The organism is Streptomyces sp. WG5 (genome assembly GCF_049974565.1).
In the GTDB taxonomy this organism is placed as follows: domain Bacteria; phylum Actinomycetota; class Actinomycetes; order Streptomycetales; family Streptomycetaceae; genus Streptomyces.
The window spans coordinates 1-23,000 of record NZ_JBNGGC010000032.1 but is presented as its reverse complement, the minus strand read 5'-3'; the positions used below and the strand labels follow the sequence as shown (position 1 = coordinate 23,000).

Genomic DNA, 23,000 nt, shown 5'->3' with positions numbered 1-23,000 from the left:
TCTCGACCGGACGGTGTTCGGACAGGCACGGGCCCGCTGTGACCGGATCACCGGCCGACGACGGCGTCCCGGCAGGACGACTGCGGTGCGGCGCGGCCTACTTGCTGGTGGTGATCTCCAGAAGCATGTGGTCACGGCCCTCGGGATCTGCGGTCTCGCCCACGTTCGTGAGCGTGCCGGCGGGGACGTCGTAGTGCGACTCTTCGTCGTCGACGGTCATCTTCACGTCGGCGGACTGGTTCGCGGCGCCCTTGATGCCGTATACGGCGGGGATCTCCACGCTGAGGTAGCCACTGTCCCCGGTGACACGGAAGCAGACGTGCTCCGCGCGGTAGCGCACCCACAGCTCCATCAGGCCGTCTTCACTGCCGCACTCAGCGAGCACGATGTGTCCGTCGCCCCGCTTGAGGACGATGCCCTGCTCCTGCTGGATCCTGTCGGCTCCGGGGTAGTTGAAATCTTCGACGGCGTAACCGGGGGCCTCGTCCGCGACGGTCGTGACCGCGGCCGGCGACGGCTCGGCCGATAAGGAGGCGGAGGCGGACCAGGCGACGGCGGCGGCGGTCGCCAGGCAGACAGCCACACCTGTGCGAGCGATAGGTCTCACAACACGTCCTAACTACACAGACACCTCCGGAGGGATGACTGAATCCGCTGGAACGGCGAACCCGGGACGCACCCCCCATACGGCGCCTTGGGCTTGTCAACTCGCCTCATACAAACAACAGTTCGCGCACCTGTCCACCTGATCAAACTGGGTGATCACGGAGATCGGCGGGCGAACCGGGACCTCCCGCCTCACACTCCGTACCGCTGCCGCAACTCCACCTTGCGCACCTTCCCCGAGACGGTCATCGGGAAGGAGTCGAGGACCTGGAGGCGGCTGGGCACCTTGTAGTGGGCCAACCGCCCGTCGCAGTAGGCGCGCAGTTCCTCCAGGGTGAGCGGGTCGGCCGCGTCGCGCGGGATGACGCAGGCGAGGACCTCCTCGCCGTAGCGCTCGTGCGGGACGCCGACGACCTGCACGTCCGCGATCTTCGGGTGGGCGTGGAGGAACTCCTCGACCTCGCGCGGGTAGACGTTCTCGCCGCCCCGGATGATCATGTCCTTGATGCGTCCGACGATCTCCACGTACCCGTCCTCGCGCATCACCGCGAGGTCCCCGGTGTGCATCCAGCGGCCCTCGTCGATCGCCTCGGCGGTCTTCTCCGGCTCGTCCCAGTAGCCGAGCATCACGCTGTACCCGCGGGTGCGCAGTTCACCGGCCTCGCCCCGCGGCACGGTCACGCCGGTCACCGGGTCGACGACCTTCACCTCGATGTGGGGCAGGACGCGGCCGACGGTGCCGGTGCGGTGTTCGAGGTCGTCGTCCCTCCGGGTCTGGAGGGAGACCGGGGAGGTCTCGGTCATGCCGTAGCAGATGGAGACCTCCGCCATGTGCATTTCGGCGACCACCCGCTTCATGACCTCCACCGGACAGGGCGAGCCCGCCATGATGCCGGTGCGCAGGGAGGTGAGGTCGTAGGAGGCGAAGTCGGGGTGGTCCAGCTCCGCGATGAACATGGTGGGGACGCCGTACAGGGACGTGCACCGCTCCCGCTGCACCGCCTCCAGCGTGGCGGCCGGCTCGAAGGACGGGCCGGGGATGACGATGCACGCGGCGTGGGAGGTGGCTCCCAGATTGCCCATGACCATGCCGAAGCAGTGGTGGAAGGGCACGGGCAGACACACCCGGTCCTGCTCCGTGTAGCCGACCGTACGGCCCACCCAGTAGCCGTTGTTGAGGATGTTGTGGTGGGAGAGGGTGGCGCCCTTGGGGAAGCCGGTGGTGCCGGAGGTGTACTGGATGTTGACCGGGTCGTCGCAGCTCAGCTCGGCCGCCGCCGAGGCCAGCCGCTCCGGCGGTACGGAGGCAGCGCCCGCCGTCAGGGCGTCCCAGGACGGGTCGCCGATGTAGACGGTCTCGCGCAGCGCTGGGCACCGGCCGCGGACCTGGTCCACGATCGCCCGGTAGTCGCTGCTCTTGTGGGCGAGGGAGGCGATCAGCACGCTGATGCCGGACTGCTTGAGGACGTACTCCAACTCGTGAGCGCGGTAAGCCGGGTTGACGTTCACCAGGACGGCGCCGATGCGGGCGGTGGCGTACTGGACCAGGACCCACTCGGGGCAGTTGACCGCCCAGATGCCGACCCGGTCGCCCTTGGCGACGCCCTTCGCCAGCAGTCCGCGCGCCACCTCGTCGACGTCCGCGCCGAACTCGGCGTACGTCCAGCGCCGTCCGGACACCACGTCGACCAGGGCCTCGCGGCCGGGGTGGGCGGTGATCGCGCGGTCGAGGTCGGCGCCGATGGTGTCGCCGAGGAGGGGGGTCGTGCTCGTGCCGTGGGCGTAGGAGGGCGCGGTCACCGGAAGTCCTCCTCGCGGTACTCGTTCGCGGAACCGGCCGCCGTGGCCTCGCGCAGTGCGATGCGGCGGATCTTGCCGGAGACGGTCTTGGGCAGGTCGCCGAACTCCAGGCGGCGGACGCGCTTGTAGGGGGCGAGGGTGTCGCGGGAGTGCTCGAAGAGGACCTTCGCGGTGTCCGGGCCCGGCTCCCAGCCGGCCGCCAGCACGACGTACGCCTTCGGCACGGCGAGGCGCAGCTCGTCCGGGGCCGGTACGACCGCCGCCTCGGCGACCGCCTCGTGCTCCAGCAGGGCGCTCTCCAGCTCGAAGGGGCTGATCTTGTAGTCGCTGGCCTTGAAGACGTCGTCGGCCCGCCCCACGTAGGTGAGGTAGCCGTCGGCGTCGCGGGCGCCGATGTCGCCGGTGCGGTAGTAGCCGCCGGCCATCGCCTCCGCCGTGCGGTCGGGGTCGCCGTGGTAGCCGGTCATCAGGCCGACGGGGCGCTCCGACAGGTCCAGGGCGATCTCGCCCTCGGTGGCGCCGGGCGCGCCGGTGACCGGGTCGAGGAGTTCGACGCGGTAGCCGGGGCTGGGGCGGCCCATGGAGCCGGTCTTCAGGACCTGGCCGGGGCTGTTGGAGACCTGGACGGCGGTCTCGGTCTGGCCGAAGCCGTCCCGGATGGTCACGCCCCACACGCGGCGGACCTGCTCGATCACCTCGGGGTTGAGCGGCTCACCGGCCGCGACGACCTCGCGCGGCGGGGCGGCGAGCTGGGTCAGGTCGGCCTGGATGAGCATGCGCCACACGGTCGGCGGGGCGCAGAAGGTGGTCACCCGGGCCCGGTCCATCTCGGCCATCAGGCGGGCCGCGTCGAACCGGGTGTAGTTGTACAGGAAGACGGTCGCCTCGGCGTTCCACGGCGCGAACAGGTTCGACCAGGCGTGCTTGGCCCAGCCGGGCGAGGAGATGTTCAGGTGGACGTCGCCGGGCTTCAGACCGATCCAGTACATGGTGGCCAGGTGCCCCACGGGGTAGGAGACGTGGGTGTGCTCGACCAGCTTGGGGCGGGCGGTGGTGCCCGAGGTGAAGTACAGCATCAGCGGGTCGCCGGCGGCGGTCGGGCCGTCGGGGGTGAAGGTGTCGGAGGCCGTGTGCACGTCCTCGTACGGCTGCCAGCCGGGCTCGGCCGTACCGCCGGCCGCGATGCGGGTGTAGTCGCCGGGTACGTCGGTGAACTTGGCGGTGTCCTCGGCACGCACGACGACATGGCGTACCCGTCCGCGGTCGACACGGTCGCGCAGGTCGGCGGGGCCGAGCAGGGGGGTGGCCGGGATGACGACGGCGCGCAGCTTCATCGCCGCGAGCGCGGTCTCCCACAGTTCGGCCTGGTTGCCGAGCATGACGAGGATGCGGTCCCCGGGGCCGACGCCCCACTCGCGCAGCCGGTTGGCGACCCGGTTCGAGCGGGCGGACATCTCGGCGAAGGAGACCCGGACCTCGGTGCCGTCCTCCTCGACGATGTGCAGCGCGGTGCGCGTGTTGCCGTCGGCGATGGCGTCGAACCAGTCCAGGGCCCAGTTGAAGTGTTCGGGCCGGGGCCACCGGAACCCCTCGTGGGCGGCGGTGTAGTCGTCACGGTGTTCCAGCAGGAAGTCGCGTGCGCTGCGGAACAGCTCCGTGGCCGTCGTCATGTGTCCTCCTCTGCGCCGGACCTTGCCGGGCGGCTTCCTGCCATCGTGTAATCCGTGATGCAGGTCTCACTACCCCCGAACGGGGGTGTGCGTCCCGGGACGGGCGCGAGGGAGGGCGGAACGAGTGGTGATGGACGCTGCCGGCACGGTGGAGATCCGTGGTGCGCTGACGCGGCTGCGGCGCACGACCGGGCTGCCGGTCGCCTTCGGCGGACTGGTGGAGACCGGCCGGCGGCGGGTGCGCATCAGCGAGCTCAGCGGCACCGCCACGACCGCGCTGAGCTCTCTCGCGGTGACCTCGGGCAACGGCCTGGGCGGCAAGGCGGTGGAGCTGTCGCGGCCGTGCGCCGTGACGGACTACTCCGTCTCCCGGCGGATCAGCCACGAGTACGACCTCCCGGTCGCCGCCGAGGGCCTGCGATCGGTGCTGGCAGTGCCGGTGGTCGTACGGCGCCGGGTGCGCGGCGTGCTGTACGGCGCCCTGCGCACGGCCCAGCCGCTGGGCGACCGCACGCTGAGCGTGGCGGTGGAAGCCGCACGGGACGTGGAGCAGGCGCTCGTGCTGCGGGACGAGGCGGGCGAACTGCTGGCGGCGGCCCGGCCGCGGCCGGCGTGCGGTCCGGCGTGCGATCCGGCGGGTTCCGCGGCCTGGGAGCAGGTACGGGAGGCACACGCGGCGCTGCGGGCACTGGCGCCCCGGATCCCGGACCCGGCGCTGCGGGAGGAGTTGCTGCGTGCGTGCGGGCTGCTGGCCGCGGGCGACGGAGCGGCGCGGGGGGTCCGGCCGGCTCCCCGCGAGGTGGACGTGCTGGCCTGCGTCGCCGAGGGGGCGACGAACGCGTCGGCCGCGGAGCGGCTCGGCGTACGGCCGGAAACCGTCAAGAGCTACCTGCGTTCGGCCATGCGCAAGCTCGGTGCGCGCACCCGCGGGGAGGCGGTCGTCGCGGCACGCCGGGCGGGCTGGCTGCCGTAGCCGTCCCCGGGTCGGACGGCGGCGCGGTTTCGGGGATGTCCGTGTTCGTGGCCGCCGGTTGTCATTCGTCTCACCTCCTCGTCTCCCCGTGACTCACCTCCTCGTCTCCCCGTGGTGCGACGGCCGTTGCCTGATATTGGCCGGGACACGACATACGGAGAGGGCGGTCGCCGTGCGAAGGGACTTCGCGGGGTCTGCCGGATGCCGTTCCGACCTGGTCATCGGGCGGGAGGAGTCGTTCGGCGCGGCGCGTGAGCAGCTCTCCCGGGGCGGCAGTGTGCTGCCGCACGGGCCCGCCGGAATCGGAAAGTCGACCGTACTGCGGAGCCTGGCCGCGGAATACGCCCGTACGGCACACACCGTGTTGCGCTGTTCGGCCACCGAGTCCGAATCCCATCTCCCGTTCCTGGCTCTCGCCGACCTTCTGGGTCTGGTCCTGGACGAGGTGTCGGACGCGCTGCCCGGAGGACGAGGCTCGCCGCACGCTCCTGGTCGCGAGCGCCGGGGCCCGTCCCACCCCCGGCGCTGCTGCACGCCGCCGGCCGGGAGAACGCCGAGGCGGAGACGGCACAGGCGGCGGCGCTGGGGCTGCTGGCGACCGACCCGGCGGGCCCGGCCGTACGGTTCGCGCACCCGCTGATCTCGGCCGCGCTGTACGCCGAGGCCCCGGCGCCGGAGCGGCGGGCCGCGCACGCCGCGCTGTCCACGGCGGCCTGCGACCCCATCGAGCGCGCCCGGCACCTGGCCCTGGCGACCACCGGCGCCGACCCGGAGGCGGCGGCCCGGCTGGGCGAGGCCGCCGCGCTGGCCCGGGACCGCGGGGCGCCGTCGGTGGCCGCGTCGCTGGGGCTGCTCGCCGCCCGGCACACCCCGGCGGACGGCACACCGGGAGCGGACGAGCGCCGGCTGACGGCCGCCGAGGACGCCATCACCGCGGGTGAGCCCGACCTCGTCCGGGACGTCGCCCGCGAGCGAGTCGGGCGGCGAGCGCGTAGTACGGGGGCTTCACGTTCTGGGCCTGGAGTCCGACGAGGTGCGCGACGGCGGCCTCGGCGGTCATCGACGCGCGGCGCAGCAGCAACTGCCGGGCCAGGGTGGCACGGTTCAGGGCGCGGGTGCCAAGGACGGGGGCCGTCGTCGGTGCCTTGGTCGTCATGCTGCGCACGGTAGCGAGGATTGCGGACACGTTCTGTCCGCGGACCTTGTCAGCGAGCCTTGTCAGCGGTCAGCGGTCCTTGTCCGCACCCCCTTCAGCGGGGCGCCTTCTCGGATACGGAGGACGCGGCCATCGCTCGTTCGGCGGACGCCCGTCCCGGCAGCCGCCGGTGATTGCGGTGACGGCGCCGGGGCACCCGTGCGCACTGTGCACGGACGAGACAGGATCCTGGTGACCGGCTGGTTCAGCTTCCTGCACGGGGAGGCGACCGCCGGGGACGTGCTGGCGCTGCGGCGGGTGGAGGAGGTACTCCGGAGCGCGGGGCTCGCCCACGACGTCGTGTGGAGCCCCGGGTTCCGGGCGGACGGGCCGCACTTCGCGGACGTGGACCCGGCGGCGTACTCCCGGCTGGTCTTCGTGTGCGGCCCGGCACACGGTCCGCAGGTCGAGGAGGTGCACCGGCGGTTCGCGCACTGCGTGCGGATCGCCGTCGGCGTCTCCGTCGTCGATCCGAGGTCCCCGGCCGTCACCGGCTTCCACCAGGTGCTGGCCCGGGACGCCGCCGGCGCGGCGCCGACCCTGGACCTCGCGGCCCGCGCGCCCGCGCTGCCCGCCCGGCCGGTCGTCGGGGTGGTCCTCACCCACGGGCAGCAGGAGTACGGGGGGCAGCGGCGGCACGAGGAGGTCGCCGCGGGGCTGACGCGCTGGCTGGCGGGCAAGGACTGCGCCCGGCTGGAGCTGGAGACGCGGCTCGACGCACACGACTGGCGGCTGTGCGGCACGCCGGCCCAGCTGGAGGCCGTACTGGCCCGGCTGGACCTGGTCGTCACCGACCGGCTGCACGGACTGGTCCTGGCGCTGCGGGCGGGGACGCCCGCGCTGGCGGTGGACCCGGTCGCGGGCGGCGCGAAGGTGACGGCGCAGGCGCGCGCCTGCGGGTGGCCGGCGCTGGTGGCCGCCGGACGGCTGGAGGAGGGCGTGCTGGACCGGTGGTGGGACTGGTGCCTGACCGACGGGCGGGAGGAGGCCGGGCGGATCGGCGCCGGGTTCCGGTCGGCCCGGCCGCTCCCGGACGCCGCGGACGCGCTGGTGGCGGCGCTGGAAGCGCGGCCGGCCGGCCGGTAGGGGCCCGCCACCATGGTGCCGGCCCGGGCGGGAGCGGACCGGTCCGGAATGGACGGTCGGGAGCGGACCGGTCGGCGCGGGCTTCAGGACGCGCGCCACCAGCTCCTTCGTCTCGTACCCGTCGTCAGCGCGGCCTGGGCTGCTGCGAGGTTGTCACGGCTGGTGAGGGTGTGGGGGTGGTCGGGACCGAGGAGCCTGGCGGAGCGGAGCGGCGGAGCCCGCCTCGAACCACCGCCACAAGGGCCGACCCCGCGTCCCCTCGGCGCGGAGTCGGCCGGTGCGGTGGTGGGCGGGGGTGTCAGCCCGTGTAGCTGCGGGCGGTCGAGTCGCGCTGGGCGGGTTCCAGTGAGCGCAGGCGGGCCTCGACGTCCGGCGGCAGCACCCGGCGTTCGCGCAGCACCCACGGCAGGGCGGCCGTCGCCTCGGCGAAGGCGCGCAGGGACGCGGTGTCGCGCGGGACCGTGCGGGCCAGGTGGAGGGTGCGGCGCAGGGCCGGGCCGGCCGGGCGGCGCAGCCAGGTGAACCACAGGGTGTTGCGGATGCCGTGCGCCCGGCGCAACGTCGCGTCCCGGACCGCCGACGGATGGTGATGGATCGTCAGGTTGTCGGCGTACGTCAGCCACCAGCCGTTCGCCGCCAAGTCGGCGGCGAGCAGCTCTTCCTCGCCGCCCAGCCACAGCCGGGGGTGGAAGCCGCCCGCGGCCCGGAAGGCGTCGGTGCGCAGTACGGTCGCGGCGGCCAGGAAGGAGCCGAGGGCCGGACCCGGGAGCCAGTCGGGGCGGGGCACGGGCGAGTCGCGCAGTTCCTCGACGATCGGGTCCTCGGTGCCGTCGGGTTCGACGAGGATGCGGGCGGTCACCGAGCCGACGGCCGGGTAGCGGTCGAGCAGGTCGGCGGCCCCGGCCAGGGAGCCCGGTGCCCACCAGGAGTCGTCGTCGCAGAAGGCGACGTAGGGCGTGCGGACCTGGCGGACCGCCAGGTTGCGGCCGACGGCGCCGAGGTTGCGGCCGGGGCGCAGCAGCCGTACGTCGGGGTGGTGGCGGGCGACGGCGGAGGCCGTGCCGTCGGTGGAGGCGTTGTCGGTGACGATCACCGCGGGTTTCTCGGGGAGTTCGGCGAGGCGGTCCAGGGTGCGCAGGAGTTCGGGGCACCGGTTGTGGGTGATGACGACGACGGTGGTCCGGGTGTCGCTCATGAGGTCGCTCCGCTCGCCGTGTCCAGGAGGCGGGCGGCGCGCTCCACGTGCGGGGGCAGGGGCCTGCGGGCGCGCAGCGCGGCGGGCAGGCGGGTGAGCGTCTCGCGCAGGGCGCGCCGGGCGTGCGGGTCGTGGCGGGCGTCGGCGGCGAGGGCGCGGGTGCGGGCGAGGGCGTACGGGAGGGGGCGGCGCAGCCAGGCGGTGAGGAGTTCGTTGCGGCGTACGACGGCCGGGCGGTCGGTACGGGGGCCGGGGGCCGGGTGGTGGTGGGCGACCACGTCGGGGCAGTGCGTGACGCCCCAGCCGCGGGCGGCGAGGTCGTAGGCGAGGAGGGTCTCCTCGGCGCCGAAGAAGAGCAGCGGGTGGTAGCCGCCGGCGTCGAGGTAGGACGTGCGGCGGGCGACGGCGGCGCAGCCGAGGTAGCCGAGGACCTGGGTGCCGGGCAGGTCGGTGGCCGGGCCCAGGGGGGAGGCGGCGAGCAGGTCGTTGAGGGGGTCCGCGGCGTCGGCGGGGCCGACGAGGGTGCGGGCGGAGAGCAGGCCGAGCCGGGGGTGTTCGTCGAAGTGCCGGGCGGCGGTGGTGAGGGCGCCGGGTGCCCACCAGGAGTCGTCGTCGCTGAACGCCACGTACGGGGTGTCGAGGGAGCGGACGCCGTGGGTGCGGGCGAGGGCGCCCCGGTTGAACGGCAGGGCGAGCAGACGGACCTGGGGGAAGTCGCGGGCCAGCATGGCGCGGGTGTCGTCGGTGGAGGCGTTGTCGACGACGAGGACCTCGGGACGCTCGGGCAGGGCGAGCAGGTTCCGCACCGTGACGGCGAGGCTCGCCGAGCGGTTGCGGGTGGCGATGACGACGCCGACGGGGGCGGGTTTGGCGGGGTCGGCGTGGGAGCGTTCGCGGGTGGTCGACGGGCCGCGGTTCGTGGCGTGGTTCATGGTGCCTCTTCCAGGGCGTCCAGTGCGTCGAGGGCTGCCAGGACGTCGTCGGTGGTGATCCGCAGCAGCGCGGGGTCGGGCTCGTGGCCGTGCGGGTCGCCGTGGTCGCCGTCCGGGCCGGGGCGCCACAGGGCGCGGTGCCGGGGATGGTCCGGCGGGCCCCAGCGGCTGGGCGGGACCGGGCCGAACAGGGTGACGGACGGCGTGGCGTGGGCGACGGCGAGGTGGGCGATGCCGGTGTCGCCGCTGACGACGGCGCGTGCTTCGGCCACCAGGGCGGAGAGCCGGTCGTGGGGCAGGCCGCCGCCGAACACGTCCGTGTCGGGCAGGTGGGCGAGCTTGGCCAGCCGGGCCACCAGGTCGGCCTCGTCCGCTCCCCCCGTTACGACGACCCGGCGTCCCCGCGCGCGCAGCGCCTCGGCGACGGCCGCGTACCGGTCCACGGGCCAGCAGCGGGACGGGGCGCCGGCGCCGGGGTGCAGGACGACGGCGCCGGGGGCGCACGACGGTGCGTCCGGACGCGGCAGCCGCAGGTCGGCCGGGTCGGCGTCGATGCCGTACGCCCGCAGCAGCCGGCACCACCGGTCGCGCTCGTGCTCGTCGGCGTACCAGGGCGGGCCGTCGGCCTCCGGGGTCTCGGGGTGCGCGAACGCCAGCAGCCTCAGCGGGCGCAGGCCCATCAGCAGGCGGTGGCTGGGCGGTCCGTTGCCGTGCAGGTCGACGGCGACGTCGGGGGGCGGCCCGGTCCAGTCGAGGGTGCGCGGGACGGCACGGCCGGGCTCGGCGGCGGGCAGCAGCCGGTCCACGGCACCGGTGGCCGCGACGACGGGCGCCAGCTCGGCGGGGGCCGCCAGCACCAGCTCGTGCCCCGGGTAGGCGCGGCGCAGCGCGCGCAGCGCGGGCACCCCGGCCAGCAGGTCGCCGAGCCCGAGGGCACGCAGAACGAGCAGCCGGGGACGCGCCCGCCCACCGCCCCCGTGCCGTCCCGCGTCCGAGGCGGCGTACGCCGCACCGGTGCCGGGCGGGTGCGCCATCGCGGCGGACGGCGGGTGCACGGGATCGCCGGTCACGGGGCCGCCGGCCGACGCGGGGGGTGCGGTGCCGTTCGCCGGCGGGCGGGCGGCGGACGGGGGGGTCGGGGCGCGGCCGCGCTCGGTGGCCGGGGTGCGGCGCGTCATCGCACCCCCTCGGCGGCGCGGGCCATCAGGGCCGTGGAGGAGCGGCCGTCCAGGTAGGGCAGGAGGACGGCCTGGCCGCCCCACTCCTGGAGGAGGTCGGCCTCGGGGAGGTCCGCGCCCGCGTAGTCGCCGCCCTTGACCCAGACGTCGGGGCGCAGGTCGCCGAGGAGGCGTTCGGGGGTGTCCTCGTCGAAGACGGCGACGGTGTCGACGCAGGCGAGGGCGCGCAGGACGCGGACGCGGTCGGCGAGGGGGTTGACGGGGCGGCCGTCGCCCTTGCGCCGCCGGACGGAGGCGTCGGAGTTGACGCAGACGACCAGGCAGTCGCCGAGCCGCCGGGCGGCCTGGAGGAGGCCGACGTGGCCGGCGTGCAGCAGGTCGAAGCAGCCGCCCGCGGCGACCACCGTGCCGTGCTGGGCGCGGACGCGGGCGGCCAGGGAGTGCGGATCGTCGGTGTCGGGCGGCGAGGAGGACGGCGGGCCGGACTCCGCGGGGGGCAGGGCGCCCGCACCGCCCGCCGCGACGAACGCCGTCGCGGCGGCCACGGCGCCCTCGACGGCCTCCCCCACCAGCGCCCCGTCGGCGAGCAGCCCGGCGGCGGTGGCCGCGAACCGGTCGCCCGCGCCGCAGGAGTCGCCGTGGTGGGCTGCGGGTGCGGGGACGAGCAGGGGGTGTTCGCCGTAGGAGAGGAGGGCGCCGCGGGAGCCGAGGGTCACCGTCACGGCGGCCACCCGCCAGTCCCGTACGAGGGCGGCGGCGTCGAGTGCGGCGGCGCGCAGGCCCCCTGGGGAGTGCCCGTTCCGGGGCGCGAAGCCGTGCGCCTCCTTCTCGGCCGGTGTCACCAGCCGGGTGCCGGGAACCGGCGGGCCTCCGCGCGGGTGCGGGTCCCAGACCAGCGGCGGGCGTGCGGCCAGCACGTCCCGCAGGGCGTCCGCGGTGCCGCGGCCGTAGTCGGAGACCAGGACGGCCCGGGCGGAGCGCAGCGCGGCGCGGGCCTCGTCCGTGGCCGCGCGGGCCCGGCCGCCGCCGCGGTCGAGGCGGACGACGGGGCGGTCCTGCGCCAGGACGCGGGTCTTCTCGGGCAGGGTGCCGGTCAGGGGGAGCGGGATCAGGGTCAGCCAGGGGTCGAGGAGTTCGCGCAGGGCCAGGCTCGCCGGGTCGTCGCCCGCGCCCGTGATCAGCGTGACGTCGCGGCCGTCGCGGGCGGCGAGATACGCGGCGAGCGCGGCGCCGCCCGGACGTACGCGCTCGGCGCACTCCGACACGACCGGAACGGGCGCGTCGGGCGCCAGCCGGTCGGCGGAGCCGGTCAGGTCGCGGTCCAGCAGGGCGTCGCCGACCACGACCAGGGGGGTCCTGTCAGCCATGGGTCCCGTCACCTCCGCGTTCCCTTGCCGCGGGCCCCCCGCGCGCCCCGTTCCAGGGCGGCGTCGAAGGCCGCGCAGATCATGTGCACGGCGACCAGGTGGATCTCCTGCACGGTGGCCGCCGAGGGGGCCTGAACGCACAGCGACTCGTCGCTGCCCGCCATGAGCGGGTTGGGCTCGCAACCGGTGAGCGCCCACACCCGGACCCCTGCCCCGCGGGCGGCGTCGGCCGCGGAGAGCAGGTTGGCGCTGGCGCCGCTGGTGGACAGCAGCATCAGGACGTCGCCCGCGCGGCCGTGGGCGCGCACCTGGCGGGCGAAGACCTCGTCGACGCCGTAGTCGTTGGCGATGGCGGTCGTGGAGGACGTGTCGGCGTGCAGGGCGATCGCGGAGAACGGCGGGCGGTCGTCGCGGTAGCGGCCGACGAGTTCGGCGGTCAGGTGCTGTGCCTGGGCGGCGCTGCCGCCGTTGCCGGCGGCCAGCAGCCGGCCGCCGCCGGAGAGGACGGCGGCGAGCCGCGAGCCCCAGCGTTCGGTGATGTGCGCGGAGGCGCGGAACGCCCCCAGCGCCTCCTGGAGTTCGTCGCAGTGCCCGACGACGGGCGGGTGCACGGTCATCACGCCACCTCCTTCGACAGTGCGTGGTCGGCGAGGGTCAGGCGGTAGACCTGTTCCGCGCCGTCGGCGACCCGCGCCCAGGTGTAGTGCCGCAGGACGCGGTCGCGGCCGTTCCTGCCGTACTGGCGGCGCAGCCGTTCGTCGGCGAGGAGTTCACCGGCGGCGTCCGCGATGGCGTCGGGATCCTGCGGGGGGACCAGTCGGCCGGTGGTCCCGTCGGCCACGGAGTCGCGGTGACCGCCGACGTCGGTGGCGAGGACCGGCACGCCGCACGCCATCGCCTCCAGCGGCACGATGCCGAAGGGTTCGTAGACCGGCGTGCACAGCACCAGGTCGGCGCTGCGGAGCAGGGCGGGCATGTCCTCGGGGTCGATGGCGCCGAGCAGCCGGACCCGGTCGGCGACGCCGGTGCGGCGGGCGAGTGCGGTCAGGCGCTGTGCCTCCGGGTCGGCGTCGAGTCCGCCGGCCGGCGGGCCGCCCGCGACGAGGAGTTCGGCGTCGGGGATCCGGGCCAGGGCGCGGACGGCCTGGTCGTAGCCCTTGCGGGGCACGAGCCGGCCGCAGGCGAGCAGCCGGTGCCGCTCCGTGCGGGCGGGGGTGCGGCCGGTGTCGGCGGTGGGGTGGAAGTGCTCGGCGTCCACGCCGCAGGGGACGACGGACACCTGCCGGGGCGGTACGCCCATGTCGCCGAGTTCGACGACCTCGTCCGTGCAGGTGGCCAGGACCCTTTCGCAGGCGCGGCCGAGCTGCCGTTCGATGCCGATGCGCTCGTACGGGCTGGTGTCCCGCATGCCCTGGTGGCGCCGCTTGACGGTGCCCAGGGCGTGGAAGGTCTGCACGAGGGGGATGCCGTGCGGCCGTACGCCGATCCGGGAGGCCATGCCGGACATCCAGAAGTGGGCGTGCACCACGTCCGGTGTCTCCCGCGCCCAGGCGCGGGCCAGGTGGGCGCCGAAGGCGGGCATGTGCGGGAAGAGTTCGTCCTTGGGCACGGACACGGGTGGTCCGGCCGGCACGTGCTCGACGACCGCGCCGCCGGGCAGCGGCACCCGGTCGGGCAGACCGGTGGCGTCCCGGCGGGTGTAGACCGTGACGTCGTGGCCGCGCTTGGCCAACTCCTCGGTGAGGCGGGCCACGTAGACGTTCTGTCCACCGGCGTCGACGCCGCCGAGCGCGGCGAGGGGGCTCGCGTGCTCGGACACCATGGCGATCCTCATCGGGTCACCTCCTTCAGCAGCCGCTCCCAGTCGTCCAGGAAGCGGGACAGCCCGTAGCGGGACAGGGCCGCCGCACGGGCCCCGTCGCCGACGGTCCGCGCGTGCAGCGGGTCGGCGAGGAAGTCGCGTACGGCGTCGGTCAGTACGTCGATGCGGTTGGAGACCACCCCGGCGCCCGGGGGCACGGCCTCGGTCACCTCGGTGGTGGCGAGGGCGACCACGGGCATGCCCAGGTGCATGGCCTCCAGGAGGGACAGGCCGAGGGAGGTCCAGCGGACGGGGTGGACGTAGACGCGGCGGCGGGCCAGTTCGGTGTGCAGGTCGCTCTGGGCGACGTCCTGGGTGCGGCAGCGTTCGGGGTCGACGCCGATGTGCTCGGCGAGGCCTTCGGTGCGCATGCCGAACACGTCGAGCGGGGCGGCGCGGGAGAACGCGGGGAGCAGGTCGGTGCCGGTCGTGCGCCCGCGCCGGACCGGCTCGTTGACGACGACGGCGGCACGGTCCAGCTCGCCGGTCCAGCGGTGGCCGGGGTCGATGATGCCGTGTTCGATGACGGTCGTCTCGGCCGGGCCCGCGTCCCACATCAGCCGGTTGAAGTGGGTGACGTGGACGAGGGCGGTGATGTCGGGGAGGCCGGCGGCGGGGTGGCGGGTGTCGGGCACGTCACCGTCGGGGGCGTTGTGCTCCAGGTACACCAGCGGCGGGCGGCGGCCGAGCCACTCGTCGACCAGGGCGAGTTCGTGCGGGCGCTGGATGATCACGAGGTCGATGTGTTCGTCCCGCAGCCGCCGAGGCGGTACCTCGACGACGGAGTCGGGCCAGTCCCAGGTGCGGGCGCGGCCCAGGCCGTCGGGTCCGCGGTCCGGGGTGACGGGGACGAGGTAGGTGTGCGGGCCCTGCACGAAGGCCGTGGTCCACGACCCGTGCACGTGCCAGATGAGGATCCTCATGCCTCCCCCAGGAGTTTCTCGACGGCGGCGGCCACGTCGGTGGCCGTGACGGTGTTCAGGCAGGGGTGGCCGGGGACGGGGCAGTCCCGGGCCCGGCTGTCGGCGCAGGGCGCGTCCTGGTCGCCGAGCAGGACGTACGGGACGCCGTACGGCCGCCAGCGCTCGGCCGGTACGACGGGTGCGAACAGGGACACGACGGGGGTGCCGACGGCGGCGGCGAGGTGGGCGGGCGCGGTGTTGCCGGTGACGACGACGGCGGCGCCCGCGAGGACGCCGGCGAGTTCCGGGGCCTCGGTGCGGCCGCCGAGGTCGGTGCCGTACCCGCCCGCGACGTACGCGGTGAGGTCGCGTTCGTCGGGGCCGCCGGTGACCAGCACGCGGTGCCCGGCGGCGGCGAGTTCGCGCACGGCCTCGGCGGCGCGCCCGCGGCTCCAGGCGCGGGCGGGGACGCTGGCGCCGGGGTGGAGCACGACGTAGGGGCCGGGGCCGGTCAGCGCGTCGGTGCGGGGTGGCGTGCGCACCCGCAGCCGTCCGTCGTCGGGCCGGGGGAAACCGGCCGCCTCGGCGAGGTCCAGCGCGGCCTCGGCCTCGTGGGCGTGCGGGGCGCGCCGGTGGCGCAGGTCGAGGAGGGAGCCGGGGTAGTCGACGCTGTCCGCGGCGATGTGCCGGACGCCGGCGAGGCGCAGGACGAGGGCGGTGGGCAGCGGCGACTGGTGGAAGGAGGTGAGGATCAGCGCGGTGTCGGCGTCGATCCGGTCCACGAGCGCGTCGATGTCCGCCCGGCTGACGTCGGGCGGCTGGAACCCGCCCCACGGCGCGTCCCACACCATCACCTCGTCCACGCCGGGCAGCAGGCGTGCGGCGGGCGCCCCGCGCGAGCCGCACAGCAGCGTGACGTGGTCGGCCCGGGCGGCCACCGCGCGGACGGCGGGGCCGGCGAGCAGCACGTCGCCGAAGCTGTCGAGCCGGGTGACGAGCGCCTTCATCGCGGCCTCCCGCGGGTCTCCACGGTGGCCTCGGTCCGGGCCGCCCCGGGCCTGGGGGCGGGGGCCGGCGCCGAGGCGGGGGCCGTCCCGTCGGTGCCGACGGCCGACGCGGCACCGTCCGCGCCCCCGCGCGGCCTCCCGCCGGGCCCCACCACGGCGCCGGCCCCGGCCGCCCCGGGCCGGGACCGGGAAGCGGTGCCCTCGGCGGCGGCCGTCGCGGCATTCCCCACACCCGTGGCGGGCGCCTCCTCCTGCCGTGCTCCGTCGCCGCCCGTCCCGGACGCCGCCTCGACGGGTCGTTCGTCGACGAGGACCCGGCCCTGGGGAGGGCCGGCGAGTACCGCCCGTACGGCGGTCAGGAGGTCCGGGGCGACGTGGGCCGCGGTGGCCTTCTCCTCCGGGCGGGTCCGCGCGTTGGGGACGAGGATGCCGTGGGCGCCCGCGCGTGCGGCGGCCTCCGTGTCGGCGCCGATGTCGCCGATGACGACGCAGTCGGCGGGGGTGGTGCAGAGGCGTCCGGCCGCCCAGAGGACCAGGCCGGGCCGCGGCTTGCGGCAGTGGCAGCCGTCGTCGGGGGCGTGCGGGCAGATCGCCCAGACGTCGAACGGGCCGACGAGGTCGTCGATCCGCCGGTTGACGCGGCGGACGTCGGTGTCGGTGACGAGGCCGCGGGCGACGCCGGACTGGTTGGTGACGACGCCGACGCGGATGCCGTGGGCGCGCAGCAGGGCGACCGCCTCCCGGGCGCCCTCGACGGGCCGGACCCGCTCGGGGTCGCCGTTGTAGGGGACGTCGTGGACGAGGGTGCCGTCACGGTCGAAGAGCACGGCCTTGACGGGGCTCATGCGGCCACCTCCCGCCAGGCGGGGGCGGCACGGTGCCGCCACAGTCCGCTCAGCCGGTGCCAGGTCGCGGCGGGCGGGATGAGCACGCTGGTGACCAGCATGGTCGTGACCTCGTGGCGGGTGCGCGGTCCCGGGGCGATGCGGGCCCAGGCGAACTCGGCGGTGCCCGCGGCCCAGCCGAGTCCGGCGAGTGCGGCGGTGCGGGGGCGGCCGGCGGCGGTGAGGGCGAGGGCGGCCACGCCGGCGGCGGTGATCACCGCGTGGCGCCGGATCCGGCCCTTGGGCGCGACCGCCTTGGCCCACCAGTCGGGGCCGTGCAGCCGCCGCATCAGGGCGTCGTCGGCGTTGCCGCGCTGCTGTTTCAGGGACACCCAGCGGGAGGCGTCGCGTACGGGGTGGCGGGTGGTGCGGCGGCCCCGCCGGATGCGCCAGCCCGCGTCGAGGACGCGCAGCGCGAGGTCGGCGTCCTCGCGGAAGGCGCGGGTGAAGCGTTCGTCGAAGCCGTCGACCTCCTTGAGCACGTCGGTGCGGTAGGCCATGTCGGCGGTGATCCACTGGGCCCGCGCGAGTCCGGCGGTGCCGCGCTCCCAGTCGGTGGGGCGGCGCTCGCCGGGCAGCGGGACGGCGATGACGCCCTGCACGGCCCCGGTGTCGGGTGCCGCCTCGGCGAGGTCCTGGACCAGTTGGTCGCACCAGTGCGGACCGACCTGGACGTCGTCGTCGAGGAAGGCGGTCCAGGGCGAGGTGACCGCGCGGAGGCCGGTGTTGCGGGCGGCGGCGGGTCCCCGGCCCCCGCTGCGCAGCACCACCGTGCGCTCGCGCAGGTCGCCGAGGACGCTCAGCGGGTGTTCCAGCGCGCCGGGGTCCGCGTCGAGGTCGGGCCGGTCGTCGACGAGGACGATCTCGTCGGGGCCGGGTCCGGTCGCGGCGGCCAGCGCGGCCAGGCAGTCGGCCAGCGTGTCGCGCACGAGGGTGGGGACGACCACGGCGTAGCCCGTCCCGGGGCCGCCGGTCTCGGGTGTGCCGGTCATGCGAACGCCTTCCCCCGGCGCACCGCGAACGGCCCGATGGCCAGCAGGTCCACGGGTGCGGAGCCGAAGCACTCCAGCGCGTCGCGCGGGTCGTCGACCATGGGCCGTCCGGCGGTGTTGAGGCTGGTGTTGACCACGACCGGCAGCCCGGTGCGCCGTTCGAAGGCGGTCAGCATGCGGGCGACGAGCGGCTCGCGGCGTTCCTCGACGGTCTGGATGCGGGCGGTGCCGTCGACGTGGACGACGGCGGGGATGCGGTCGCGCCAGGCGGCGGCGACGTCGTGCACGAAGAGCATGTACGGGCTCGGGATCGGGCCGGTGAAGATGTCGGCGGCGCGGTCGGCCAGCACCATCGGCGCGACCGGCCGGAACTCCTCGCGCCCCTTGACGTGGTTGAGGCGTTCCAGGTTCTCCGCACGGCCCGGGTGGGCCATCAGGGAGCGGTGTCCGAGGGCGCGCGGCCCGAACTCGCTGCGGCCCTGGAACCAGGCGACGATCCCGTCCCGGGCGAGTTCCTCGGCGACCGTCTCGGCGATGTCGTCCGGCTCCTCGTAGGGGATCGCTGCCGTCTCCAGCCAGGCGCGGATCTCCTCGTCGCTCCAGCCCCGGCCGAGGTCGGCGCCGGGCACGGGCTCGGGGACGGCGTCCTGCGCGGCCAGGTGGAGGGCGCCGCCGAGCGCCGTGCCCGCGTCGCCGGCGGCGGGCTGCACCCACACGTGCCGGTACGGGCCGCGGGCGGCGATCTTCGAGTTCGCGACGCAGTTCAGCGCGACGCCGCCCGCCATGGTCAGCGCCTCTCCCTGGGCCTCGCGGTGCAGCCAGTGGACGAGTTCGAGGAGGAGTTCCTCCAGTACGGCCTGGGTGCTCGCGGCGAGGTCGGCGTGGTCCTTCGTCCAGTCCTCGCCCTTCGCGCGGGCCGGGGCGAGGGCCGCCCAGTCGACGCCGTGGGCGCGGAAGCCGCCGTCGCCGGTGGCGTGGACGTGCTCGCGCAGCCGGTCCACGAACCGGGGTTTCCCGTAGGAGGCGAGGGCCATCACCTTGTACTCGTCGCTGCTGCGCAGGAAGCCGAGGTGCTCGGTCAGTTCCTCGTAGACCAGGCCGAGTGAGTGCGGGAGCGCCTGGGTGGCGAGGGTGTCGAGCTTGCCGTCGCGGTAGCGGCCGGCCAGGTGGGAGGCGGACTCGCCGCGCCCGTCGAGGACGAGGACGTCGTTGTCGGGGTGCGGTGAGGCCGGTCCGGCGGAGGCGGCGTGCGCCACGTGGTGCGGGACGAAGACGACCTGGTCGGGGTCGAGCCCGGGCAGCGCCTCGGCGAGGAACTCGGGGGCGCGGCGGGCGTACTCCAGCCGCAGCGGGTCCCAGGGGTCGTCCAGGCCCATGTCACGGGCGGGCCGGGCGAGCCCCGGGTCGAAGGAGTACGCGACGGCGTCCAGTTCCTCCGGCCGCACCCCGGCGTGCTCCAGACACCACCGTGCCGACAGCTCCGGTACCTCCCACGCGGAGAAGGGCACCGGGCGCTTGCCGTGCTTGCGGCGGCTGAAGCGCTCTTCCTCGGCGGCCGCGACGGTCCGGCCGTCGACGACGAGTGCCGCGGCCGGGTCGTGGAACAGGGCGTTGATACCGAGGATGCGCATGGGGGGTGCTCCGTCCCGGGCGACTACTGGCGTCTCTCTGGGCTCGCGGGTGCCGCACTGCGGCTGACTCAAACACTTGGAGACAACTCGGTTCCGGATACGACCGGACATGTCACCGTCCGTGAGTGCCCGTGGTGCGGGTCAGGCCGCGACGGAGTGCGCGAACCAGCCGATGGTCCGTTCCAGCCCCTCGCTCCAGCCGACCCGCGGCTGCCAGCCGAGCCGTTCCCGGGCCAGGGTGGTGTCGGGCCTGCGCCGGGCGGGGTCGTCGACGGGGCGCTCCACGAAGCGGATCCGGGAGCCGGAGCCGGTGAGTTCGACGACGCGGCGGGCCAGTTCCAGCATGGTGATCTCGTCGGCGCCGCCGATGTTCACCGGCCCGGTCTCGCCGGACGCGGCGAGGGCCAGGACGCCGTCGACGGTGTCGTCGACGTAGCACAGGGAGCGGGTCTGGCCGCCGTCGCCGGCGACGGTGAGGGGCATGCCGTCCAGGGCCTGCGCGATGAAGGTGGGCACGGCGCGGCCGTCACCGGTGCGCATGCGGGGGCCGTAGGTGTTGAAGATGCGGACGATGGCGGCGTCGGTGCCGTGCACCTGGCGGTGGGCGGTGACCAGGGCCTCGGCGAAGCGCTTGGACTCGTCGTAGACGCTGCGGGGGCCGATCGGGTTGACGTTGCCCCAGTACGTCTCGCGCTGCGGGTGCTCCAGCGGATCGCCGTAGACCTCGGAGGTGGAGGCGAGCAGGAAGCGGGCGCCGTCGGCGCGGGCCCGCTCCAGGGCGTTCCGGGTACCGGTGCTGCCGACGTCGAGGGTCTCCAGGGGCAGGCGGAGGTAGTCGGCGGGCGAGGCCGGGCACGCGAAGTGCAGGACCAGGTCGAACCGGCCGGGCAGGCCGCGCAGGGCCGCCGGGTCGGTGGCGTCGGCGTGGACGAACCGGAAGCCGCGGTGCCGCTCCAGTTCGGCCACGTTGCCTCGGGAGCCGGTGGCCAGGTTGTCCAGGCACACGACGTCGGCGCCGTCCTCCAGCAGGCGGCCGCACAGGTGGGATCCCACGAATCCGGCTCCGCCGGTCACCAGGGCCCGGCGCCAGACGCGTCCGCTCAAGGGGCTGCCGCCCACGGGGCTCTCGCTCACGGGGTCCTCCTCACTCTCGGCGTCATGCGGTGCCGGCTGAGTAACCCGGTGAACGCCCCCACTACCTCGAACTTACGTTCGTAAGGGTTCTATAAACTGCATCTATACTCGCTATGTATAGTCCTCGCATGCCTTCGCTGACCGGGAAGATGACCAAAACGGGGACCAGGTTGCGTGCACTCGCGACACTCGCGGCCGCCGCCTCACTGACACTGGCACTGAGCAGTTGTACGAAGCTGGAGACGGCCTCCCCCAGCTCCGTCCGCGGCGCGGCGGGCACCCAGGCACGGGCCGGACTCGGCGCCGTCGACTGCGGCCGCGTCAAGTGCATCGCGCTGACCTTCGACGCCGGACCGAGCGAGCACTCCGCCCGGCTGCTCGACATACTCAAGGAGAAGAAGGTCCCGGCGACCTTCTTCCTGCTCGGCAAACGGCACATCGACACGTATCCCGAGCTGGTCAGACGCATGGCCGACGAGGGCCACGAGCTGGCCAACCACACCTGGACGCACAAGATCCTCACGGACGCCGAACCGGACGAGATACGCGAGGAACTGGAGCGCACCGACAAGGAGATAGAACGCCTGACCGGGCGGCGCCCCACCCTCATGCGCCCGCCGCAGGGCCGCACGGACGACACGGTGCACGAGATCTGCCGCGAACTGGGGCTGGCGGAGGTGCTGTGGAGCGTGACCGCCAAGGACTACACGACGAACGACTCCGGCCTGATCACCGAACGCGTCCTGAAGCAGTCGTCCCGGGACGGCATCATCCTGCTGCACGACCTCTACGACGGCACCGTGCCCGCCGTGCCCGGGATCATCGACGCGCTCAAGAAGCGCGGCTACGTCTTCGTGACGGTGCCCCAGCTGCTGGCCCCCGGGAAGGCCGAGCCGGGCAAGGTCTACCGCTAGGCCCTACGCCCGGTCACGCGGCCGGTTCCCTACGATCGCTGCGTGGCCATCTTCTCGCTCGAACGCACCGCCCCGCTCCCCCTGGACGAGGCCTGGCGCCGGCTCACGGCGTGGCAGCGGCACGGGGACGCCGTACCGCTGACCCGGGTCACCGTCACCACCCCCGGGCCCACCCGCCCGGGCACGGTGATCGTGGCCCGCACGGGTGCCGGCCCGCTCGCCTTCGACGACCGGATGGAAGTGACCGTCTGGCAGCCACCGCGGGACGGCGCCCCCGGTCTGTGCCGGCTGGAGAAGCGCGGCCGGCTGGTCGGGGGCTGGGCCGAGATCGAGGTCCGTCCCGGCCCCGGCGGCCGTACCCGCGTCCTGTGGCGCGAGGAGCTGCGGGTGCGTCTCCTGCCGTCCGCCTTCGACGGCGCGCTGGGCGGTGCGGGGCGGTACGTCTTCGGCCGCACGGTCAACCGGTTGCTGCGGCGTCCGTGAACCACCGGTGGCGTACGGGGTACGGGTCGCGGACGATGTCGCGCCGCAAGCCTCGCGGCGGGTGTTTCCCGCGTACCGTGCCGCCATGTCTGCCAGAGCACGCACCGTCGTCCAACTGTCCGTGACCGCTGCCCTGTTGAGCTTGGCAGTGGCGACACCGGCCTCCGCCGACCAAGGCGGGGGAACCGCGGTCCCGCTGCGCGTCGCCACCTACAACATCCACGCCGGCACCGGATCGGACGGTGTCTTCGACCTCGACCGGCAGGCCGCCGTACTGCGCGCCCTGGACGCGGATGTGATCGGCCTCCAGGAGGTCGACGTGCACTGGGGTGCACGCAGCCAGGGGCTGGACACGGCCGAGGAGTTGGGTCGCCGGCTCGGCATGCGGGTGTCGTTCGCCCCCATCTACAGCCTCGACCCGGTGGAGGCCGGGGGCCCGCGGCGCGAGTACGGCGTGGCGGTGCTGTCCCGCTTCCCGGTCCGCTCCGCGACGAACCACGAGATCACGCGCCTGTCCACGCAGGACCGGAATCCGGCGCCGGCACCCGCGCCCGGGTTCGGCGAGGTGACGCTCAAGGTGCGCGGAGTGCCGGTGCAGGTGTTCGTGACACACCTCGACTACCGGTCCGACCCGGCGGTGCGGGTGGCGCAGGTCGCCGACACGCGGCGGATCATGGCGCGGGAGCGGGCGGAACTGCCGGGCGCACGGCAGGTGCTGCTCGGTGACTTCAACGCCGAGCCTTCGGCACCCGAACTGCGTCCGCTGTGGGCGGAGGTGCGCGACGCGGGGACGGGCACCGGCGGCACGTACCCGGCCGCGGCACCCGTGAAGCGGATCGACTACGTGGCCGTCGGGAAGGGGGTGCGGGTACGCGGCGCCTCCGTGCCGGAGGAGGCCGTGGCATCGGACCACCGGCCGGTGGTCGCGGACGTCTCCCGGCTCAGGAGGACCGGCCGGTCCTAGAAGACCGGTGAGGATCCCGGAGGGGGGGGGGCGGCGCGGGGGGGGGGGGGGCCCCCCCGCCCCCCCCCGCCCCCCCCCCCGGGGGGGGGGGGGGGGGGGGGGGGGGGGGGGGGGGGGGGGGGGGGGGGGGGGGGGGGGGAGGGGGGGAGGGGGGGGGGGGGGGGGCCGGGGGGGGGGGGGGGGGGCGGGGGGCGGGGGGGGGGGCGCCGGCCCCCCCCCACCCCAC

Annotated in this window: 20 protein-coding genes and 2 pseudogenes; 6 read left to right on the top strand and 16 right to left on the bottom strand. The window is 75.1% G+C overall.

Annotation, left to right across the window (positions count from 1 at the left end):
* Positions 1–97 precede the first annotated feature (97 nt).
* From ACP4IX_RS28060 to ACP4IX_RS28050, 3 genes are all read right to left on the bottom strand, one after another.
* Positions 98–583, bottom strand: a complete 486-nt coding sequence (locus ACP4IX_RS28060; protein WP_426557248.1) for a hypothetical protein — start codon at positions 581–583, stop codon at positions 98–100.
* A 215-nt stretch (positions 584–798) separates the two neighbouring features.
* Positions 799–2,406, bottom strand: a complete 1,608-nt coding sequence (locus ACP4IX_RS28055; protein WP_426557246.1) for an AMP-binding protein — start codon at positions 2,404–2,406, stop codon at positions 799–801.
* Positions 2,403–4,076 carry an AMP-binding protein gene (locus ACP4IX_RS28050; protein WP_426522807.1) on the bottom strand — a complete coding sequence of 558 codons (1,674 nt, stop codon included), beginning with the start codon at positions 4,074–4,076 and terminating at the stop codon, positions 2,403–2,405. Before ACP4IX_RS28050 ends, ACP4IX_RS28055 begins: the two co-directional genes overlap by 4 nt.
* A gap of 124 nt (positions 4,077–4,200) precedes the next feature.
* Here ACP4IX_RS28050 and ACP4IX_RS28045 point away from each other — a divergent pair, with 124 nt between their 5' ends.
* Both ACP4IX_RS28045 and ACP4IX_RS28040 read left to right on the top strand, forming a co-directional pair.
* Entirely contained in the window at positions 4,201–5,049 is an 849-nt protein-coding gene (locus tag ACP4IX_RS28045; RefSeq protein ID WP_426557244.1) for a response regulator transcription factor, read from the top strand.
* A 172-nt stretch (positions 5,050–5,221) separates the two neighbouring features.
* Positions 5,222–6,033: pseudogene (locus ACP4IX_RS28040) on the top strand (ATP-binding protein); the annotation flags it as partial.
* Here ACP4IX_RS28040 and ACP4IX_RS28035 read toward each other — a convergent pair.
* Positions 6,023–6,205: pseudogene (locus ACP4IX_RS28035) on the bottom strand (winged helix DNA-binding domain-containing protein); the annotation flags it as partial. The pseudogenes ACP4IX_RS28040 and ACP4IX_RS28035 sit on opposite strands and share 11 nt — an antisense overlap.
* 207 nt (positions 6,206–6,412) lie before the next feature.
* Here ACP4IX_RS28035 and ACP4IX_RS28030 point away from each other — a divergent pair.
* On the top strand, positions 6,413–7,330 hold the full coding sequence (locus ACP4IX_RS28030) for a polysaccharide pyruvyl transferase family protein (protein ID WP_426557320.1): 918 nt from the start codon (positions 6,413–6,415) through the stop codon (positions 7,328–7,330).
* A 298-nt stretch (positions 7,331–7,628) separates the two neighbouring features.
* On the opposite strand, the gene ACP4IX_RS28025 is transcribed toward ACP4IX_RS28030, so the two are convergent.
* From ACP4IX_RS28025 to ACP4IX_RS27970, 12 genes are all read right to left on the bottom strand, one after another.
* Positions 7,629–8,525 (bottom strand): glycosyltransferase family 2 protein, encoded by an 897-nt coding sequence (locus tag ACP4IX_RS28025; RefSeq protein ID WP_426557242.1) that lies wholly within the window; start codon positions 8,523–8,525, stop codon positions 7,629–7,631.
* Positions 8,522–9,457: a glycosyltransferase family 2 protein gene (locus ACP4IX_RS28020; RefSeq protein WP_426557240.1), complete on the bottom strand. Its 936-nt coding sequence runs from the start codon at positions 9,455–9,457 to the stop codon at positions 8,522–8,524. The genes ACP4IX_RS28025 and ACP4IX_RS28020 overlap by 4 nt, the downstream gene beginning before the upstream one ends.
* Positions 9,454–10,635, bottom strand: coding sequence for a glycosyltransferase family 9 protein (locus ACP4IX_RS28015; RefSeq protein WP_426557239.1), 1,182 nt, complete (start codon positions 10,633–10,635; stop codon positions 9,454–9,456). The genes ACP4IX_RS28020 and ACP4IX_RS28015 overlap by 4 nt, the downstream gene beginning before the upstream one ends.
* Positions 10,632–12,002 (bottom strand): D-glycero-beta-D-manno-heptose 1-phosphate adenylyltransferase, encoded by a 1,371-nt coding sequence (rfaE2, locus tag ACP4IX_RS28010; RefSeq protein ID WP_426557237.1) that lies wholly within the window; start codon positions 12,000–12,002, stop codon positions 10,632–10,634. The genes ACP4IX_RS28015 and rfaE2 overlap by 4 nt, the downstream gene beginning before the upstream one ends.
* Before the next feature lie 8 nt (positions 12,003–12,010).
* Positions 12,011–12,619: a D-sedoheptulose-7-phosphate isomerase gene (locus ACP4IX_RS28005; RefSeq protein WP_426522802.1), complete on the bottom strand. Its 609-nt coding sequence runs from the start codon at positions 12,617–12,619 to the stop codon at positions 12,011–12,013.
* Entirely contained in the window at positions 12,619–13,836 is a 1,218-nt protein-coding gene (locus ACP4IX_RS28000; protein WP_426522801.1) for a glycosyltransferase family 4 protein, read from the bottom strand. The genes ACP4IX_RS28005 and ACP4IX_RS28000 overlap by 1 nt, the downstream gene beginning before the upstream one ends.
* The gene (locus ACP4IX_RS27995) at positions 13,833–14,786 is read right to left on the bottom strand and encodes a glycosyltransferase (protein WP_426522800.1); all 954 of its coding nucleotides are present in this window, start codon (positions 14,784–14,786) and stop codon (positions 13,833–13,835) included. Before ACP4IX_RS27995 ends, ACP4IX_RS28000 begins: the two co-directional genes overlap by 4 nt.
* Positions 14,783–15,772, bottom strand: a complete 990-nt coding sequence (locus ACP4IX_RS27990) for a glycosyltransferase family 9 protein (protein ID WP_426557235.1) — start codon at positions 15,770–15,772, stop codon at positions 14,783–14,785. Before ACP4IX_RS27990 ends, ACP4IX_RS27995 begins: the two co-directional genes overlap by 4 nt.
* A complete protein-coding gene (locus ACP4IX_RS27985; RefSeq protein ID WP_426557233.1) occupies positions 15,769–16,617 on the bottom strand; it encodes a D-glycero-alpha-D-manno-heptose-1,7-bisphosphate 7-phosphatase in 849 nt (282 codons plus the stop codon). Before ACP4IX_RS27985 ends, ACP4IX_RS27990 begins: the two co-directional genes overlap by 4 nt.
* Positions 16,614–17,648: a glycosyltransferase gene (locus ACP4IX_RS27980; protein WP_426557231.1), complete on the bottom strand. Its 1,035-nt coding sequence runs from the start codon at positions 17,646–17,648 to the stop codon at positions 16,614–16,616. The genes ACP4IX_RS27985 and ACP4IX_RS27980 overlap by 4 nt, the downstream gene beginning before the upstream one ends.
* Positions 17,645–19,279: a carbamoyltransferase family protein gene (locus tag ACP4IX_RS27975; protein WP_426557229.1), complete on the bottom strand. Its 1,635-nt coding sequence runs from the start codon at positions 19,277–19,279 to the stop codon at positions 17,645–17,647. Before ACP4IX_RS27975 ends, ACP4IX_RS27980 begins: the two co-directional genes overlap by 4 nt.
* A gap of 141 nt (positions 19,280–19,420) precedes the next feature.
* Complete coding sequence (locus ACP4IX_RS27970) at positions 19,421–20,413, bottom strand: UDP-glucuronic acid decarboxylase family protein (protein WP_426522796.1); 993 nt, start codon at positions 20,411–20,413, stop codon at positions 19,421–19,423.
* A 128-nt stretch (positions 20,414–20,541) separates the two neighbouring features.
* On the opposite strand from ACP4IX_RS27970, the gene ACP4IX_RS27965 reads away from it, so the two are divergent.
* The 3 genes from ACP4IX_RS27965 to ACP4IX_RS27955 all read left to right on the top strand — a co-directional run bounded on the left by ACP4IX_RS27965 (position 20,542) and on the right by ACP4IX_RS27955 (position 22,774).
* Positions 20,542–21,327: a polysaccharide deacetylase family protein gene (locus ACP4IX_RS27965; protein ID WP_426557227.1), complete on the top strand. Its 786-nt coding sequence runs from the start codon at positions 20,542–20,544 to the stop codon at positions 21,325–21,327.
* A gap of 42 nt (positions 21,328–21,369) precedes the next feature.
* A complete protein-coding gene (locus tag ACP4IX_RS27960) occupies positions 21,370–21,810 on the top strand; it encodes an SRPBCC family protein (protein ID WP_426557225.1) in 441 nt (146 codons plus the stop codon).
* A gap of 85 nt (positions 21,811–21,895) precedes the next feature.
* Positions 21,896–22,774, top strand: coding sequence for an endonuclease/exonuclease/phosphatase family protein (locus tag ACP4IX_RS27955; protein ID WP_426557224.1), 879 nt, complete (start codon positions 21,896–21,898; stop codon positions 22,772–22,774).
* The last annotated feature ends 226 nt before the right edge of the window (positions 22,775–23,000 follow it).

What these genes read in the sequence shown, in the direction of transcription:
- ACP4IX_RS28050 (WP_426522807.1), bottom strand. Translation starts at nt 4,076, where the DNA reads ATGACGACGGCCACGGAGCTGTTCCGCAGCGCACGCGACTTCCTGCTG.
- ACP4IX_RS28025 (WP_426557242.1), bottom strand. Translation starts at nt 8,525, where the DNA reads ATGAGCGACACCCGGACCACCGTCGTCGTCATCACCCACAACCGGTGC.
- ACP4IX_RS28020 (WP_426557240.1), bottom strand. Translation starts at nt 9,457, where the DNA reads ATGAACCACGCCACGAACCGCGGCCCGTCGACCACCCGCGAACGCTCC.
- ACP4IX_RS28015 (WP_426557239.1), bottom strand. Translation starts at nt 10,635, where the DNA reads ATGACGCGCCGCACCCCGGCCACCGAGCGCGGCCGCGCCCCGACCCCC.
- rfaE2 (WP_426557237.1), bottom strand. Translation starts at nt 12,002, where the DNA reads ATGGCTGACAGGACCCCCCTGGTCGTGGTCGGCGACGCCCTGCTGGAC.
- ACP4IX_RS28005 (WP_426522802.1), bottom strand. Translation starts at nt 12,619, where the DNA reads ATGACCGTGCACCCGCCCGTCGTCGGGCACTGCGACGAACTCCAGGAG.
- ACP4IX_RS28000 (WP_426522801.1), bottom strand. Translation starts at nt 13,836, where the DNA reads ATGAGGATCGCCATGGTGTCCGAGCACGCGAGCCCCCTCGCCGCGCTC.
- ACP4IX_RS27995 (WP_426522800.1), bottom strand. Translation starts at nt 14,786, where the DNA reads ATGAGGATCCTCATCTGGCACGTGCACGGGTCGTGGACCACGGCCTTC.
- ACP4IX_RS27990 (WP_426557235.1), bottom strand. Translation starts at nt 15,772, where the DNA reads ATGAAGGCGCTCGTCACCCGGCTCGACAGCTTCGGCGACGTGCTGCTC.
- ACP4IX_RS27985 (WP_426557233.1), bottom strand. Translation starts at nt 16,617, where the DNA reads ATGAGCCCCGTCAAGGCCGTGCTCTTCGACCGTGACGGCACCCTCGTC.
- ACP4IX_RS27980 (WP_426557231.1), bottom strand. Translation starts at nt 17,648, where the DNA reads ATGACCGGCACACCCGAGACCGGCGGCCCCGGGACGGGCTACGCCGTG.
- ACP4IX_RS27975 (WP_426557229.1), bottom strand. Translation starts at nt 19,279, where the DNA reads ATGCGCATCCTCGGTATCAACGCCCTGTTCCACGACCCGGCCGCGGCA.
- ACP4IX_RS27965 (WP_426557227.1), top strand. Translation starts at nt 20,542, where the DNA reads ATGCCTTCGCTGACCGGGAAGATGACCAAAACGGGGACCAGGTTGCGT.
- ACP4IX_RS27955 (WP_426557224.1), top strand. Translation starts at nt 21,896, where the DNA reads ATGTCTGCCAGAGCACGCACCGTCGTCCAACTGTCCGTGACCGCTGCC.